Here is a 17,973-nt window from a genome sequence, read left to right as displayed (position 1 = left end):
TTTATAATGCTATTAAAAATATAGGTTATTCATACAGAAGTTTTTTTACGATTGTTTTTTAGCTTATACAGATAATTGAAACATGTTACACACTATAGAAAACGATATACTCATCTGTCAAATTGAATCTAACGGAGCTGAAATACGATCCCTTAAGAACAAAATGACAGGGGAAGAATATATTTGGCAAATTGATAAAACGATCTGGGGTAGTAGTTCTCCTGTATTATTCCCTGCTATTGGTAAAATTAAATCAGGTAAAGTTGTTTATAAGGGCAAGTCATATGAAATGCCAAAACATGGAATTGTAAGAAACAACAACAATCTTAGCTTTAAACAACATGGAGTTTCTAAATGTTGTTTTACCTTAAAAAGTTCTGTAACTACTCTAAAACAATACCCTTTTAAGTTTATTTTCTCAATCGAGTATGTGCTTCTTGAGAATCGGTTAAAAATGCTGTATCATATAGAAAATAAAGATATGGTACCAATTTTTTTTGCTTGTGGTGGTCATACAGCGTATGCTTGTCATATAAATGATACTCATAAATTATCTGATTATGTTATTGAGTTTCCCAGTCAATTAAGCCTTAAAGCAAATCAACTAGGTTCTTCAGGATTATTAACTAAAAACAAGAAAAATATAGAAAGTATTGACAATACACTTTCACTTTCTGATACTCTTTTTAATAATGATGCATTGGTGTTTTCAAATCTATCATGTGATTGGATCCGTCTTCGTCAAAAAAATAAAAGAAAAGGAATCAAAATTCATTTTTCAGACTTTCCAAATTTAGCTTTATGGTCAAAACCTTCTGCAGATTTTGTCTGTATTGAACCTTGGTTAGGGCTTCCTGACCAAGAGGATGAGTCTATTGAATTAACAAAAAAAACAAATTATAAATCCATTGAGCCTGACACTTTTTTTTCCATTGCTATAGAAACCGAAATAGAATAATTTTTTTTGATTTTAAAGATATTAAGATCTTAAAAAAAAACACTGTCCATAGGCACATAATCACACGATAAATATTAAGAGCTTATCATGAAAAAAACACTGAAAACAAGTTTATTAATCATTGGTTTGATTTTTATTCTATACACATATCTTTTACGAGATTTTAGAAGGACATTACCTACGCTTTATACTAATGGACACATAATTACATTAAATGAAGAGAATGATTTTGCAGAATCAATGTTTGTTGAGAATGGTAAAATTGTTGATATAGGCACTAATGAACAACTTAAAAAGTACGATTTAAAAAATGTGGACATTGTTGATTTAAAAGGCGCAACAGTAATGCCCGGTTTTATTGATGCTCATACTCATTTTTCTATCAGTATGTTTTTATCTGAAATGCATGATTTATCTGGTTTTAAATTTAAAACAAACAAAGAGGTTTGGGAACGTTTTGAGCAAATTGTTAAAAGCACAAAAAAAGGAGACTGGGTTATCTGTAAAGGGATTGACCCCATTTTAGTACAAGATTTAGTACCTCCGTCTATTGAATATTTAGATAAAATCGCTCCCGATAACCCAGTGCTTTTTTTTAGTCAAAGTTTGCATAATTATTGGGCCAATACCAAAGCTTTTGAGCTTGTCGGGGTTGATGTAAATACCCCAAATCCATCGGCGCATAGTTATTATGGTAAAGACAATAATGGAAACCTAAATGGAGAGATTATTGAACAAGAAGCTGTTAAACCTTTTTTTGATGTTTTAAAAAATGAAGTTTTAACGACAAAAAAACTTGGAGCTGCAGCATCAAAAGTGATGTTAGACTATGCTAAAAATGGCAATACAACTATTGTTTCGGCAGGGATCACAATAGAAGATAGCAAACCGCTACTTTTATTTAAACATTTGTCAAATAACCACCCACAATTACTCGGAAATGTTTTAGCTACAGTAGGTTTGTTTCCAACGCGAAAGCAATACCCTAGACATTTTATGTATATGAGGCATGATATGAGTCATTTAATGCCAGAACGCAAACAAAAAGTCAATGACTTTTATGATATTATTGGTGTAAAGCATTGGTATGATGGTTCTCCTTATACAGGAAGTATGTACTTAAATGAACCTTATTTAAATACAGATCTTACCAGCCTCAAAATGCATATTCCAGTTGAGAGTAGAGGACAAGCACTTGTTAAAATAGACAGTTTAAAGAATTTTATAAGATCGTATCATACCAAAGGATGGCAAATTGCCATTCACACTCAAGGAGATGCCGCCATCAATGAAGTGATTACTGTGTTTGAAGAGCTTTCAACTGAGCTTGATTTTTCTACCTCAAGACATCGATTAGAACATTGTTTATTGTTGCCAAAAGAAAATGTAAATCGACTTAAAAAACTTCATCTTACACCAAGTTTTCATGTAAACCATTTGTATTATTATGGAGATGCTTTACAAACTGATATTTTAGGTACTCAACGTGCAGCAAATATGCTGCCTATTCACACTGTTCAAGAGAGCAATATAAAGTATTCATTACATGCAGATCAGCCAATGTTTGAAAGCAATCCTTTTAGGTTAATTCAAACTGCTGTTGAACGCAAAACGAGTACCGGTGTTGTTTTGGGTAAAGATCAAAGAATAACTGTGCTAGAAGCGATACAATCATTAACGACTTCAGCTGCCTGGCAAATTAATATGGAAGATAAAATCGGTTCTTTAGAAAAAGGAAAATACGCTGATTTTATTATTCTTAACCAAGACCCTTTAAAAACAAAAATAAGTGAATTAAGCAACATTAAGTGTTTGCAAACTTATATCAATGGGAATTTGGTAAATAGGTCACTATAAAAGAGTTTTTTCTTTACTGAATTTAATGCCTTTATAGGCTTTTAAAACAAATCTAAATACTGTAAATTGCGGCCTATTTAGTCTTATACATTATGGAAGAAAATACCCAGTACCCTTATATAGAAAATGTTTTAGAAAATATGCCAGTTGGTTGGTTAAAAACCACAACGCATCGTCTAGATATTTACAATGAAGAGCTTGCTAAAACCCAGTTCTTAGATGAGTTTGAAAACTTGTTTAACAACAATGATTCATCAGAAGCGTCTCTTAATAATTTGCCTACTGCTTATGATTATATTCGGTTAGGACATCCGCTATCATGTGTGCTGGAATGGGCTATTGCTAAGTTATATAGTCTTGAATCAAAAAATGTGATTAGCTTTTCGTCAAAATCGATTCCTGTTTTGGCTATTCTTAGAAAAAATTTATTGGAGAATAAAAAGACGCAAATAGTATACACTGGTAGTTTACCAAGTTTTCTTGACTCCAAACTTCTTCATGATGTTTATGGATACAACTTTGAGTTAAAACAACTAAAAGAAAACGAAACAGTTTCTAAATTTGATGGGAGTACTGTTTTTATTTCACAGGAGGATAAAATTTCCAAAAGTGCACTTTCTACTACGATTGATTTTTACATCAATCTTTACGGACAACTTGGTAGTATATTAATCGTTAACGGAACTAAAAACGATCATTATGTGTCAGATATACAGCATGTAAGAAGAAGAGAGACCATTGCAATGACGCCGGTAAACTCGCTAAGTGTTTTAAAAGCCTTAACGAATAATAATTTAATTGATTTAAAAAACACAACGAGTCAATCGGACAAAAATTTGGTGCTAAAGACCATCAAAGAAATAACCGGTTCTAACACCAAAGCAATTGCAGGTTCAAGTGGACTCTCTGTACAATATGCAATTATGATGGGCTTGGTTCATGATGCCTTAGAAAACCATCAAGGAAAAGCAATTAAATTTATTGTTCCTCCTAACTGTTATGGAGGTACAAATGATCAAGCAAGACGTGTTGCTGCTTGTATTGCTAATGTAGAGGTTGTTGATTTACCAGTTGACGGAGACAATGACATGGTGCAAAGCATTGATAGGGTTTTAACTACAATAGCCAAACAAGATGCTGTGCCGTATATTATAGCAGAAATCCCAACGAATCCTAGGGTAGAAGTCCCTGATTTAATAGCATTGAAAAATGCTTTAAGTGAACAAAGAACTACTGATAGTGGAGAAACAGCTATAGCACCTGTTTTTATTTTGGATCAAACTTTTTGTCCAAACGTGCATTTTTTAGGTGAGGGAGAGATCTTGTCTACCGTAAAAACCATTTCGTATGCAAGTGGGTCTAAATTTCCTAGTGGTGGTAATTGTACTGCTGGTTATGCTATTGGAAATAAAAAAACGACTGATTTGATGGATAAGATTGAATTGCATTTAGAACTTTGTGATAATGAAGCTACGGCACTTCAGTATAAAATTCTAGCTGAGCAATTGCCATCTATGAACCAAAGAATTAAAGATGCCTATATAAACACACGTAGTTTTGTAAACTTTATCCATGAAAATCTACCTGAGGCAAAAATCAATTTTGTTTCAGAAGAGTTGGCTAAGCAAGGTTTTACTCCTTCTGTGTTTTCATTAGATCTTCCAACCAAAGGTAATACTGATGAGGAACGAGAAGCTTATAAAAGAGCATTAAATCTGAAGTTAATCAACTTGATGATTAAAGAAATTCCCAATGAGAGTAAGTACTGTGTGAGTTATGGGCAAGTAAAAGGCTGTTATTGGACCATACCAGCAACGTCTACTCAAGGAACTACTAAAGAAGGCGATAAGGATTATATCGCTCGCGTGGCTTTATCTCCGAGTATGGATCTTGAATTGCATAAAAAAGTCTTTTTAGACTTTGTCAAGCAGATGTAAGCTTGCTAATTTTATAAAAAAAATACCTGAGAAACTTCTTAAATTCGTTTAAGGGAGATTCTCAGGTACTATAATAAGTGTTTGCTATTTTTAGCTTGCTGTTTCTGGATCTTTGATCTCAACAACTTCAAGATCAAAAATTAGATCATGACCTGCTAGAGGGTGATTACCATCAATAACAATGCTTTCTTCTTTTACTTCAACAACACGTAAATTCATTTCTTGTCCATCTGGAGTTTTTGAAACAAGTCCCATACCAACTTCTGGAGCAATATCTTGAGGAAGCTCAGATTTGTTTACTTCTTGAACTAAACCTTCATTTATATCTCCGTATGCTTCTTCTTTAACAACTGTAATGGTTTTTTTCTCATTCAGTTTCATATTGATCAATCCTTTTTCAAAACCTGGGATCAATTGTCCTTGTCCTAATGTAATTTCTAAAGGCTCTTTTCCTTCAGAACTGTCAAATTTTTGCCCATCAGATAGTTTACCGGTATAATTTACTTTAACTGTACTGTTTTCTTTAACTTGATTCATGTTTACTATATTTTAAAAATTTCCTATACGATCATTAACACAATTTTTATGCAGTTGATTGTATACTTTTTGTTTATCACAACTATGGCAACGAAAACCAAGCCAAAAGAGCATCTAAACTAGATAAGTTGATATAAATTACACTATAGACAGGTAGAAAACAATGACTAAATACTGTCTTAGACCTTTAATGATAGGTGAGTGGCTAAATACAAACAACCTCGAAAATAAATTAAACAAACAATAATATAATCGGTTATTATGTCAGTAAAAATATAAAATTATTAAAAAATATGACATTTTTGAAATAAATAAGCAATTTCCGAATCCATACAAGCTAGAGCAAATACGATGAATAAATTTCAATGAACTATTTTTTTTTAGCTTTTAATTTGACTACTTTTATATCACGTAACGAGCACTTTTTGGAGGGCCAAACGCGATCTACATAAATATCATTTTCAACAAAGTGAAAACTAAGATTAATTTATTCTAACTCTATACAGAAATGGCATTTGTCGACTATTATAAAATATTAGAAATCAATAAAAATGCTACTGAAAGCGATATCAAAAAAGCCTATCGAAAATTAGCACGAAAGTATCATCCTGATTTAAATCCCAATGATAAAGAAGCGGAGAAAAAGTTCAAAGAAATAAATGAAGCAAATGAGGTGCTTAGCCATGTAGAAAACCGAAAGAAATATGACAAGTATGGAAAGGATTGGAAACATGCCGAAGAGTTTGAAAAGTCTAAACAGCAGCAACAATCACAAAAAAGCTATCAAAACCAATCCACTGGTGATTTTTCTGACAGTGATTATTCAGACTTTTTTGAGTCGATGTTTGGATCAGCAGGAAAACGTAGCAGTAGAAGTGCAGCCTATAAAGGTCAAGATTACAATACAGAATTGCAACTTGATTTAAAAGATGTTTATACGACCCATAAGCGCACCTTAAACATTAATGGGAAAAATATACGACTAACCATTCCTGCAGGTGTAAAAAATGGGCAAGTTATTAAAATTAAGGGGCAAGGTGGTCCTGGTTTACACGGTGGGCCTAAGGGAGATTTATACATACAGTTTTCTATAAATAACCATTCTAAATTTAAACGAGATAACGACAATTTAATAAGTACTCAGGATATTAGTTTGTACACAGCCTTATTGGGTGGAGAAATCACCGTGGATACTTTTAATGGAAAAGTTAAACTAAAGATAAAACCAGAAACTCAAAACGGGACAAAAGTAAAATTAAAAGGGAAGGGCTTTCCTATATATAAAGAAGAAGGAAAGTTTGGTGACCTTTATATAAGCTATAATGTGGTACTACCAACCAATCTTTCAGAGAAAGAAAAAGAATTGTTTCATCAACTTAATAATTTACAAACATCATGAGTCTAGAAAATTTTATTCCACTCGATCAATTATGTACCCATTATAAGGTTGAAATGTCATTTTTTACAAGTTTAAATGACTATGGTTTGATTGAAATTACAACGATAGAAGAATCTTGTTTTGTACATAAAGAGAAGACAGGTGAAATTGAAAAAATGATTCGAATGCATCAAGAGCTCAATATTAATTTTGAAGGCATTGATACTATTTTTAATTTATTAAAAAAGATAGAAACATTGCAATCTCAATTAATTAACACTCAAAATAGGCTTAGAGTCTACGAGGATTAATAAACATTTTTTAAATAGCTCTTTTCACTTATACAATACGTTATTTCTCATTTTAGCAAAAAACAAAACAATGAAACTATTTTTACCTATTTTATTCTTTTTTCTTACAACTATAAGCATCTACGCTCAAGGAAATAACAATCTTAAAACAGAGAAAGTGTGGAGAGTAAATTTTTTAAATCCAGCTATTGAATTAGAAATCCCTACGGGTACCTATTCTACTTTTTCATCAGCTATTGGGATCGGTTATGGAGGAGGCTACCCAGATTTGACCTTTGCGAATAGTGGATTTATATACATCATTTCTCCTTTTGCTGATTTTCAACAAAAATGGTTCTACAATAGAAACAAGAGAGTTACTAAAAATAAAACTATTGATAATAATTCAGGTAATTTTGTTTCTTTGAGATTAATTACTAGAGGAAGCTCTATCGCAGAAAATGTAAGCAGATCATCTGATTTTGATTTCGCTTTTGGACCCACTTGGGGAATTCAAAGAAAATATGGTAAAAACTTTCACTTACTCTTTGATGTAGGACCTCAATATTATTTTGACACAAACGGTATAGGCAATCTTTGGCCGATTATGTTTCAATTAAACTTAGGCTTTGATCTGAAAGCAAAATAATATTTACTGAAATAGTTTTATAATTTAAAAATACACAAACAAAAGACCGTTTTACGATTATATTAGGGATACCTTCGAAAAAAAACGATGTCGATAGAACGCAGAGTGCAATTGGTAGAAAAGCTTTTCTTTCAATTAGATCAAGAGAGTGTGCACTTTAAAAAAGACTCAGGACTTAGTTGTGTGGTAGGTTGTGGAAGATGTTGTTCAACGCCAACTGTAGAGGCGTCCCCTTTAGAGTTTTTGCCATGGGCATTCCATTTGTTTTTAAATGATGAGGCAAAAAACACACTAGCCCTTCTTAATCAGACCCAAAATAAAACCTGCATTCTTTATAAATCTTTAACGAGTATTCATCAAGGAAAATGTAGTAATTACAAGTATCGTGGTTTAATTTGTAGGCTCTTCGGTTTTGCAGCCAATACAGACAAATATGGAAATTTACGAATGACAACTTGTAAAATAATAAAAGAAGGTCAGCAGAAAGAATATAATTCTACAAGCCAAGCAATTGCAAAAGGATTATATGTCCCAGTATTTACAGACTATTATATGCAATTAAATCAAATAGATTTTCATTTGGGAAACCTTATTCTACCTATAAACAAGGCACTTAAAATGGCACTAGAAGAAGTATTGCAATACTATGCTTACAGACCATCTCCTGATTTAGAAAAAAACTGCGGATAATATATATACCTTTAAAAAGTTCTGAGATCAAATTACAATAAGCAAGGCATCCTATTTTTACAATTCATTAAATGAAAAATGTAGTTATCTTAAAGTTTCTTATATTTAGTCACATTTAAAAATTGAACTCCCTTTAGCAACCAAAAATGTAACCTATATTTTGAAAGTTATTAAGAAGAATCATTATGAAAGAAAAAAAGCTTGCAGTATTAATTGATGCGGACAATGTTCCCTATGCTCATGTAAAAGAAATGCTAAATGAGATTGCTAAATACGGCAATCCAACCATCAAAAGAATTTACGCTGATTGGACAAAGCCGACAGTTTCTGGTTGGAAAAATATTTTGTTAGAAAATGCCATTACACCCATACAGCAATACAGCTATACAACAGGTAAGAACTCTAGTGATAGTGCATTAATTATTGATGCAATGGACTTGTTGTATTCAAAAAAAGTTGATGGCTTTTGTATCGTTTCTAGTGATAGTGATTTTACAAGATTAGCAACTCGACTTCGAGAGGCTGCTATGTTTGTGATTGGTATTGGTGAAAAGAAAACGCCTCAACCTTTTATTACTGCTTGTGATAAATTTATTTATATAGAGATATTGAAAAAAGCAAAAGAGGCAGATTCGGATGGTAAATCAACAAAATCAAAAAACTCTAAAAATGATGCAGAACTAGATGCTGATACTACTTCTGTTAGTAAAATAGACAAGAACCTCATAAAACTAATTAAAGAAAGCATCGATGATGTTTCTGATGAGAATGGTTGGGCATTTCTTGGTACTTTAGGCAATTATATCATTAAAAAGAAAACAGATTTTGATCCTAGGAATTATGGCTTTCCTAAATTATTTCCTTTGATTAAGAAAATCAACAAATTTGAAATTGAAGAAAAAGTAACCGGAGAAAACAACATTCGTCATATCTATATCAAAAACAAATAATTCTTTATAAACACTGATTGGCCATTCATTTTTAAACAAAATGTGTAGCGAATTTAGATTTATTTTCTTTTATTTATAACCAATCAAAAAATCAACAATGACCTCATACTCAATCAGTGAAATCAATACTATTTTAAAAGGACAATTAATAGGGAACACCAATCATTCAATCGAAGGGCCAGAAGAAATACAAAAAGCTTCTAATCATCAAATTACTTTTATCGGAAGCAATAAATACTTAAAATTTTGGAAAACTTCAAAAGCTTGTGCTGCTTTGGTAAGTGAGAATACAGATATAGAACCTGGTGAAAATAGAGCCTTTATAAAAGTAAAGAATGTTGATTTAGCGATGGCTCATATTCTGGAATTGTTTAATCCACCTGCACCGGTTTTTGATGTTGATATACACCCAACAGCTGTAATTCATGAGACTGCTAAAATTGGAAAGGGCTGTAAGATTGGTCCAAATTGCTTTGTAGGTAAAGATGTTGAATTAGCTGATGGCGTTATTTTATATCCAAATGTTTGTGTCTTTGATGAAACAATTATTGGTAAAAACACTATTGTTTGGTCTGGGACAATTATTAGAGAACGTTGTGTTATTGGTAATGACTGTATTTTTCATACAAACGTTAGTATTGGAGCTGACGGTTTTGGGTTTAGACCCAGTGATGATGGTAGAGGCTTAGTTAAAATACCACAGATAGGAAATGTAATTATTGGTCATCAAGTAGAAATAGGGGCTAATTCTTGTGTTGATAGAGCCAAATTTAGTTCTACCATTATAGGCGATGGTTGTAAAATTGACAATCTAGTACAAATAGCTCACAACAGTGTAATGGGACGTTCTTGTATTATGGCAGGTCATAGTGGTCTCGCTGGTTCTGTTACCTTAGGTGATGGTGTTATTATTGGTGGTAGTGCTTCTATAAAAGATCATACAACATTGCATTCAGGTGTAACTGTTGGAGCAGGCTCTGGTGTAATCGGTGATGTTGCAGCTGGCAAAACGGTTTTAGGATATCCTGCTCAAGATGCTAGAGATATGCTAAAACAATGGGTTGCTATCAAGCGCTTTATGAAAAATCAATAAGCATTTTAATCCAACTTACACATTTTTATTGCAAATGCTTTTTTTATCTATTTAAAAAAAAAAACATTTATTCTTAAAGGGTTGCTAGTGGTAAACTAGTCCTAATTGCAGTTTTTAAAGCTTTGGGTATTTATCCAATTAATTGATTGCCAGACTATAGCGTTGTCAATCTTTTCTTGGTTAGTTATGTTTTCTTATTCATAAAAAAGAACAACCTTAAACAGACTTTTTATTTTTTTGTAACATTTTTTTGTTTCTAATACTAACCCTGTAAAATCTAAAAAACAAAAAAATGAAACATCTAAAATTAACAATTATTGTATTGGTCTTTTCACTAAGCTTTAACTTCTCTTATGCTCAGGAAAAGGTCAAACTTGAAAACTCTGTCTTATGGAAAATTGAACATTCTTCACTTCAACAACCATCGTATCTTTTAGGGACTATACACTTAATGTGTGAAAATGATTTCGAAATCTCTAAAAAAGTGAAACGAATTCTACAGAAAGTAGATGGCTTGGTTTTAGAAGTTAATTTATCTGATCCACAAGAATTGCAAACACTACAAGAGTCTATGGCCAATCCAAAGAAAATTTCTGAAGAACTGTCCAAAAAACAATTTAATGAATTGGATAAACTGGTACAACAAGTTATCGGTCAACCCTTAATTAATTTTGATTCTTACGGGCTTTCAACCCTTAATGCAATTATGATAAGTAAGATGTTACCTTGTAGTCAAATAAAATCATTTGAAACTGAATTAGTACAGGAAGCTACAAAAAATCAACTTGCATTGTATAGTTTAGAAAAAGTTTCTGATCAAATGAATTTCTTTAATAAAGCCTATCCAACAGATTATAATTTTAAACAAATAATGTTATTTTATTCGTATAAAAAGGATTTTAACGATGCGATAATTGCGTATAAAAATGAAGATATAACAACCACGGTAGGTCTAATTACGAAAGAGATTTATATGAACAAAAATGCAGTTACATATATGCAAACTTTACGAAACAAAAATTGGGTAGACAAAATGCCAGAAATGATGAAAAAAAGAAGTAATTTATTTGCTGTTGGCGCCGCTCATTTAACAAATAAGCATGGAATCATTTATCTTTTACGACAAAAAGGATATACGATTACACCAGTATTTAATTAGATCAATATTGATGCAACTAACTGAACAAGAATTTTTAACAGCAATTAATAAACACAAAGGTATTCTCTATAAAGTATCTAGGATGTATTTTGATGCGCTAGAAGATCAGCAAGATCTCTTTCAGGAAATTATCCTCCAATTATGGAAGTCTTTAGGCTCTTTTAAAGGTGAAAGCGAGTTTTCTTCATGGATGTACAGAGTAGCATTAAACACAGCTATAGTATTCTTTAAGAAAGAGAAAAGAAAACCAGATAGCTTTGGCTCTACACTTCAGGAACCTGTTGGTTTTGAAGATTATAGCAAAGAAAAAGATGAGCAATTAGATCATTTTTACAAAGCAGTGAAAAAATTAGACAAGGTTGAAAAAGCTTTAATTTTACAATATATAGAAGGGTTTTCTGGAAAAGAAATTGCTAAGAACCTAGGCCTTTCGGAAGCGAATGTTAGAGTGAAAATTAATAGGACAAAAAATAAATTACAAGAAATAATAAAAAAACAAGGATATGGATTTTGAAAATATAAAAAGAAAAATGGATGCCCAAAATATGGATGAAGGTCGGATTCCTAAAACTGTAAAAGAAATAGAGACTAGTAAAATGCCCATCCAAAGAGTAAGGCAAAGTATGAGAAACGAAATGATGACTCAATTGGTTATTATAGTACTCTTTTTTGCTGCTCCATACTATATAGAAATGCATCAGTTAGCCCAGTCAATTTACTATATATTGATGTTTGTAGTTTGTTTAATTACTTTAACATATGTAGCTAAAATGACTTGGTTTTTAAATAAAACCACGAGTATAAACAACAACAGTACAGCAACTGTAATGGATTTTATTTATGATCTTAAATTAACTTTAGAGGTCTACAAAACAGCTATAATTTCTGGAAGTCTGTTATTGCCATTAACACTATTAACCGTTTATTTTGGAAGATTAAAAATGGATGAAGAATTGTTTACAAATCTAATTTTATTGGACGTGCCTATCACAACGTTGTTACTTTATATTTTTGGATATTTAGCTATAGCTATACTGATATATTTGATGACTGTATCTTGGTCAAATAAATTGTACGGGGTGCATATTAAAAATCTTGAACTAACTCTTGATTCACTTAAAGCATAGATTTTATAGCAAAAAACAATAGTTATTTGGCAGTAATCTTAGATTCGTTTTTTGCTTAAACTCTAATTATTGATGCTTTGACAAGAAAACACACAAATATATAATTGATTTTACTAGTACCGAAATGCTAATGGTATTGATTGAGTTTGTTTCTAATATCGACTTTATTAAAAGTTGAGTGAAATTATGTTAAAAAGTGTTAAATGATTCACAGAGAAAGCTACATAAACGTTCTTTTTTGTAATATCGCATTTACTTAAAATATAACAACCAAATAACATGAAAAAAACAGCATTACTATTAAGCGCAATGTTTGTAGTACTTTCTTGTAAAAATGAGGCAACACAAGATGATGTCATCTCTTACGGAAGTACTATTACGCAAGAAGAGTTAAAAGAACATTTATACATTTACGCTTCAGATGAGTTTGAAGGGCGTGATACTGGAGAGCCTGGACAAAAAATGGCTATTGAGTATCTTAAAAAGCAATATGAACAATTAGGGATCAGTCCATTAATTGAAGGTAATTATTTTCAAAATGTACCTTTGAGTATTGCAAAAACTCCTGAGGTTAACATTACTATAAATGGAAAATCATTTACGTATTTTGATGATTTTATTTCTCAAACAGCAGCAGAAACAGGTAATTTATCTGCGTCAGAAGTAGTATATGCTGGTTATGGAATTGATGATGACAAATACTCTGACTATAAAGACCTAGATGTTAAGGGTAAAATAGTTGTTGTAAGAAGTGGTGAGCCAAAAGATAGAGCAGGAAACAACATCCTTAGTGGTGACAAGAAAGCTTCAAAATGGTCTAATGGACGTCAAGCAATTGCTTCTAAAAGAACAGCTGCTAAAGATAACGGAGCAAAAGCTTTGTTTTTCATGGACAATGAATTATTTGATCGTTATTCAAAATTCTATAAGCAACGTGAAGAAAATGGAGGTAGCAACAGCTTGTCTTTACCTAGTAAAGGCGATGGAACTACAGAAATTTACCATTTCTTAATTAGTGAAAAAATGGGTAAAGCTCTTGTAAGTAACATTACTAGATCTACCAAACCAGCTACAGTGAAAACTAAAGTTGACATGAACTTTAAAAGTATTTCTGTATCTCATCCATCAGAAAATGTTGCAGCTTATATAAAAGGTTCTGAAAAGCCAGATGAATACATTATTATCTCTGCGCATTTAGATCACGTTGGAGTTAATGCAAAAGGAGAGATTTTTAACGGTGCAGATGATGATGGATCTGGAACAGTATCTTTATTAGAGGTTGCTGAAGCATTCAAAACTGCTACTGATAACGGACATGGACCAAAGCGTTCTGTTATTTTCTTACATGTTACAGGTGAGGAAAAAGGTTTATTAGGATCTAGATACTACACAGATTATGAGCCATTAGTTCCTTTAGCAAACACTGTTGCTAATTTAAACATTGACATGGTTGGACGTATTGATCCTAAACGTGAAGGTGACAGAAACTATATTTACTTAATTGGAAGTGATAAGTTGAGTACTGAATTACACAATATTTCTGAAGAAGTAAACAAAAACTTTACCAATATTGAATTGGATTATACCTATAATGATGAGAACGATCCAAACCGTTTTTACTACCGTTCTGACCACTATAACTTTGCAAAAAATAATATTCCAATCATTTTCTATTTTAACGGAACTCATGATGATTACCACAGAGCATCAGATACTCCAGACAAAATTAATTATGATTTGTTAGAAAATAGATCTCGTTTGGTTTTCCATACAGCTTGGGAATTAGCTAACCGTGAAAAACGTATTGTTGTAGACAAAGCTCCAGCAAAATAATATAGCTAACAGTTAGTTTAAAGTAAAAAGCCTTCCATATTTGGAAGGCTTTTTTTTGATCCAATTTTTAAAGGCATTCACTTGATGTTATTATTTTTTATTTGCTTAAATTTAATGTCCGTAGCTCTTTGGTTAAATAGCAGCAAATTAACTTGAAACTTTATGACTCAGATTGAAGTGAAATTACATAAAAAATATTTGAATACTAAAAAGAGGTATACAACAAGCAGCATGTTAAGAAGTCCTTTTTTTATGCTTTTTGTATTGTATTTTTTGATTGTGTCCTGTACAAACACAACTCAAACAACCACTCCAGAAGTAAAAAACATAACAGAAAGTGTTTATGCTTCTGGATTTATTAAAAGTAAAAATCAATATAAAGTCTATGGTATTGGCAGCGGTATTGTAAAAAAAGTCTTTGTAACAGAAGGGATGCGAGTAAAAAAAGGAGATCCTATTTTTCAAATGGATGATGAAAATTTAAAAATAGCCACGAAAAACGCCCAACTAACCTCCATAGCGAACGATTACAAAACAAACACAGCTAAGCTAACTGATGCAAAGAAAGCTGTAGAATTAGCTAATAGAAAGCTTCTAAATGATTCTTTACAATATCAACGACAAAAAAACTTGTGGAATAATAAAATTGGCAGTCGGGTAGAATTTGAACAAAAAGAATTGGCTTATGAAAATTCAAAAATAGAATTACACAGATTAAGCACAAATTATGAAGATCTTAAACGTCAACTTAAACTCGTTTCAGAACAAAGCAAAAACAATTTGGAGATTGCTAAGTTAAAAGAAGATGATTATATTATTAGAAGCCAAGTAGATGGCGTGGTTTATAAGCTAAATAAAGAAGAAGGAGAGCTAATTAATATGCAAGAACCCTCTGCTATTATTGGCACCGATATGTTTTTGATTGAATTAAGTATTGATGAGCTTGATATTGTTAAGGTTAAAAAAGGTCAAACAATAATTATCCGCATGGATAGCTATAGCTCTGAAGTTTTTGAAGCTCAGATTATAGCAATTAACCCAATGATGAATAGTAGGACCCGCTCTTTTCAAGCAGATGCAATATTTACAAAGAGTCCAAAAACACTTTTCCCTAACCTGACTGTCGAAGCAAATATTATAATTAACACCAAGCAAGCTGTGTTAACGATTCCTAGAAACTACCTGATTAATGATTCTTTTGTAGCGCTAAAAGGAGGGAAGCTTCAAAAAATAGAAACTGGACTTATGGATTATGATTTGGTAGAGATTAAGAGCGGTATAGATAAAAACACCGTTATTGAATTACAACAATAATGAAAATTAAACACATTACAGAAATTTCTATTGCACTAATGGTTGCCAGGTGGAAACAAACCCTTGTTGCTGCAATAGGAGTTGCATTTAGTATTGCTTTGTTTATCTCCCTTCTTGGGTTTATGGAAGGTTTAAATCAATTGCTTGATGGTCTGGTTTTAAACAGAACTCCTCATGTTCGCCTGTATAATGATATTTTACCATCTAAGCAGCAACCCATTGATTTAAGTGAACGATATCAAAACTATCATAATTTTATAAATTCAGTAAAACCGATTAATGCCCGGAAAGAAATATACAATGCTCAACCAATTATAAACAAGCTTCAAAAGGATGATCGAATTGTGGGTATAGCTCCTAAAATAACCACTCAAGTCTTCTATAATCTTGGTAATATAGATTTAAACGGTATTATTAATGGGATTGATGTTTATCAAGAGGCAAAATTATTTGCATTTAGTGATTATATAACCGCAGGTAATTATCACGAGCTAGAAACGGTTTCTAATAGTATTATTTTAGGACAAGATGCCGCTGAAATAATGAATGCAAAAATTGGAGAAGTTATCACGGTAACTTCTACTCAAGGAGAGCAATTTTCTTTAAAAGTAATTGCTTTTTTTCAATCGGGAATGTCAGAAATTGATAAGGTTCAGAGTTTTACTAGTTTAACTACTGCTAGAAAAATAATGGGAGAGGACAGCAATTATATTAGCGATATTCAAATAAAACTTAAAGATCTAAACAATGCACCAGCTATTGCTTTAGAGTATGAAAAACTATTTAAACTTGATGCAGAAGACATTCAAACGGCCAATGCTCAATTTGAAACTGGAAGCAGCGTTCGTTCTATTATTTCTTATGCCGTTGGAATTACTTTGCTCATTGTTTCTGGCTTTGGTATTTACAATATTCTTAATATGTTAATCTATGAAAAAATGGATACGATTGCCATTTTAAAGGCTATTGGGTATGCTGGGAGTGACATCAAGAAAATTTTTATATCGATTTCTTTAAGCATTGGGGTTTCTGGGGCATTAACAGGCGTCCTTTTCGGGTTTTTAATATCTGTCATTATAGATGCTATTCCATTTAATACGCCTTCATTGCCCACTGTTGATACCTATCCAATTAATTATGGCTTGCAATATTATTCTATAGCCGTTGTTTTTGCCATGGTAACAACGTATTTAGCAGGCTGGATGCCTGCAAGAAAGGCTAGTAAAGTTGATCCAGTAATTATAATAAGAGGAAAGTAAATGGAAGACAAAACAGTACTAGAAGCTCGCTCAATTTATAAATCATTCAAAGATCCAGTAAAGATTGATGTATTAAAGAATGTATCATTTAGTCTTCAACGAGGTGATTATGCATCAATTATAGGTAGATCTGGTAGCGGAAAGTCTACTTTGTTGTACATTTTATCAACCATGGATACAGATTTTACGGGAGAACTGTTGATAGATGGGGTAAACCTAAGTCAGAAATCAGAAAAAGAATTAGCGGTTTTACGAAATGAGAAAATTGGCTTTGTTTTTCAGTTTCATTATTTGCTCAATGAGTTTAGTGTTTTAAAGAATGTCATGTTGCCCGGTTTTAAGCTAGATAAAATTAGCGAGGAAGAACTAGAAAGTAATGCATACAAATATTTAAAAGCCTTAGGAATAGAGAAATTAGCCCTTAAAAAAGCCAATCAATTATCTGGAGGTGAAAAACAACGTGTAGCAATTGCTAGAGCCATGATCAATGATCCATTGATTATTATGTGTGATGAACCTACGGGAAACCTAGATAGCAAAAATGCAGATATTGTATTTAATATATTTAAGGAACTTACAGAGACTTATAATAAAACCTTATTAGTAGTAACTCATGATCTAATTTTTGCAGAAAAAACTGGTCGGGTTATTGAGCTTGATGACGGTAAAATTGTTCGCGTTTAAATAGAAAGGAATAAGCCTACGATTACCATTATTACCTAACTACTTAATAAATAAAAACTTAACAAAGCTATGGATTGGCGTTTATAGTACGTATCTTTGAGTGGAAGCCATCCATACATATTCTTTCTCTAGTAGCTTTTCTGTGTAAACTAGACTTCATAAATTACTTCTAAAACATCAGAAAATAAATCTAAAATGGATAAGAGCTGATTGATTGCTGAATTATTATTCATTATCACTGACTTTAATTTTAAACTA

At 31.9% G+C, this 17,973-nt stretch carries 17 protein-coding genes; 16 read left to right on the top strand and 1 reads right to left on the bottom strand.

Going from position 1 to position 17,973, the window contains the following annotated elements:
• Positions 1-82 precede the first annotated feature (82 nt).
• The 3 genes from WHC90_RS01965 to WHC90_RS01955 all read left to right on the top strand — a co-directional run bounded on the left by WHC90_RS01965 (position 83) and on the right by WHC90_RS01955 (position 4,752).
• Positions 83-958, top strand: a complete 876-nt coding sequence (locus tag WHC90_RS01965; protein WP_188598678.1) for an aldose 1-epimerase family protein — start codon at positions 83-85, stop codon at positions 956-958.
• An 87-nt stretch (positions 959-1,045) separates the two neighbouring features.
• Positions 1,046-2,815 (top strand): amidohydrolase, encoded by a 1,770-nt coding sequence (locus WHC90_RS01960; RefSeq protein WP_188598679.1) that lies wholly within the window; start codon positions 1,046-1,048, stop codon positions 2,813-2,815.
• A 92-nt stretch (positions 2,816-2,907) separates the two neighbouring features.
• Positions 2,908-4,752, top strand: coding sequence for a PLP-dependent transferase (locus WHC90_RS01955; protein WP_188598680.1), 1,845 nt, complete (start codon positions 2,908-2,910; stop codon positions 4,750-4,752).
• A gap of 90 nt (positions 4,753-4,842) precedes the next feature.
• On the opposite strand, the gene WHC90_RS01950 is transcribed toward WHC90_RS01955, so the two are convergent.
• Positions 4,843-5,289 (bottom strand): FKBP-type peptidyl-prolyl cis-trans isomerase, encoded by a 447-nt coding sequence (locus WHC90_RS01950; protein WP_188598681.1) that lies wholly within the window; start codon positions 5,287-5,289, stop codon positions 4,843-4,845.
• A gap of 508 nt (positions 5,290-5,797) precedes the next feature.
• Between WHC90_RS01950 and WHC90_RS01945 the strand changes: the two genes are divergently transcribed.
• From WHC90_RS01945 to WHC90_RS01885, 13 genes are all read left to right on the top strand, one after another.
• On the top strand, positions 5,798-6,688 hold the full coding sequence (locus WHC90_RS01945) for a DnaJ C-terminal domain-containing protein (RefSeq protein WP_188598682.1): 891 nt from the start codon (positions 5,798-5,800) through the stop codon (positions 6,686-6,688).
• Positions 6,685-6,978, top strand: coding sequence for a chaperone modulator CbpM (locus WHC90_RS01940; RefSeq protein ID WP_188598683.1), 294 nt, complete (start codon positions 6,685-6,687; stop codon positions 6,976-6,978). Before WHC90_RS01945 ends, WHC90_RS01940 begins: the two co-directional genes overlap by 4 nt.
• 70 nt (positions 6,979-7,048) lie before the next feature.
• Complete coding sequence (locus WHC90_RS01935; RefSeq protein ID WP_188598684.1) at positions 7,049-7,606, top strand: hypothetical protein; 558 nt, start codon at positions 7,049-7,051, stop codon at positions 7,604-7,606.
• An 87-nt stretch (positions 7,607-7,693) separates the two neighbouring features.
• Positions 7,694-8,296 carry a YkgJ family cysteine cluster protein gene (locus WHC90_RS01930; protein ID WP_188598685.1) on the top strand — a complete coding sequence of 201 codons (603 nt, stop codon included), beginning with the start codon at positions 7,694-7,696 and terminating at the stop codon, positions 8,294-8,296.
• Positions 8,297-8,481: 185 nt separating this feature from the next.
• Entirely contained in the window at positions 8,482-9,246 is a 765-nt protein-coding gene (locus WHC90_RS01925; RefSeq protein ID WP_188598686.1) for an NYN domain-containing protein, read from the top strand.
• Positions 9,247-9,343: 97 nt separating this feature from the next.
• Positions 9,344-10,339 (top strand): UDP-3-O-(3-hydroxymyristoyl)glucosamine N-acyltransferase, encoded by a 996-nt coding sequence (gene lpxD / locus WHC90_RS01920; protein ID WP_188598687.1) that lies wholly within the window; start codon positions 9,344-9,346, stop codon positions 10,337-10,339.
• A gap of 292 nt (positions 10,340-10,631) precedes the next feature.
• Positions 10,632-11,498, top strand: coding sequence for a TraB/GumN family protein (locus WHC90_RS01915; protein ID WP_188598688.1), 867 nt, complete (start codon positions 10,632-10,634; stop codon positions 11,496-11,498).
• A 10-nt stretch (positions 11,499-11,508) separates the two neighbouring features.
• The gene (locus WHC90_RS01910; RefSeq protein WP_188598689.1) at positions 11,509-12,012 is read left to right on the top strand and encodes an RNA polymerase sigma factor; all 504 of its coding nucleotides are present in this window, start codon (positions 11,509-11,511) and stop codon (positions 12,010-12,012) included.
• Entirely contained in the window at positions 12,002-12,625 is a 624-nt protein-coding gene (locus tag WHC90_RS01905) for a hypothetical protein (RefSeq protein WP_188598690.1), read from the top strand. Before WHC90_RS01910 ends, WHC90_RS01905 begins: the two co-directional genes overlap by 11 nt.
• 279 nt (positions 12,626-12,904) lie before the next feature.
• Positions 12,905-14,458: a M28 family peptidase gene (locus WHC90_RS01900; protein ID WP_188598691.1), complete on the top strand. Its 1,554-nt coding sequence runs from the start codon at positions 12,905-12,907 to the stop codon at positions 14,456-14,458.
• 231 nt (positions 14,459-14,689) lie between these two features.
• The gene (locus WHC90_RS01895; protein ID WP_188598692.1) at positions 14,690-15,772 is read left to right on the top strand and encodes an efflux RND transporter periplasmic adaptor subunit; all 1,083 of its coding nucleotides are present in this window, start codon (positions 14,690-14,692) and stop codon (positions 15,770-15,772) included.
• On the top strand, positions 15,772-17,031 hold the full coding sequence (locus WHC90_RS01890; RefSeq protein ID WP_188598693.1) for an ABC transporter permease: 1,260 nt from the start codon (positions 15,772-15,774) through the stop codon (positions 17,029-17,031). The genes WHC90_RS01895 and WHC90_RS01890 overlap by 1 nt, the downstream gene beginning before the upstream one ends.
• Positions 17,032-17,715, top strand: coding sequence for an ABC transporter ATP-binding protein (locus tag WHC90_RS01885; RefSeq protein ID WP_188598694.1), 684 nt, complete (start codon positions 17,032-17,034; stop codon positions 17,713-17,715). It abuts the gene before it with no gap.
• Positions 17,716-17,973 lie beyond the last annotated feature (258 nt).

Source organism: Polaribacter pacificus (genome assembly GCF_038024035.1).
GTDB lineage: Bacteria > Bacteroidota > Bacteroidia > Flavobacteriales > Flavobacteriaceae > Polaribacter > Polaribacter pacificus.
The sequence above is the reverse complement of the archived record's forward strand: the minus strand, read 5'-3'. Positions and strand labels throughout refer to the sequence as shown.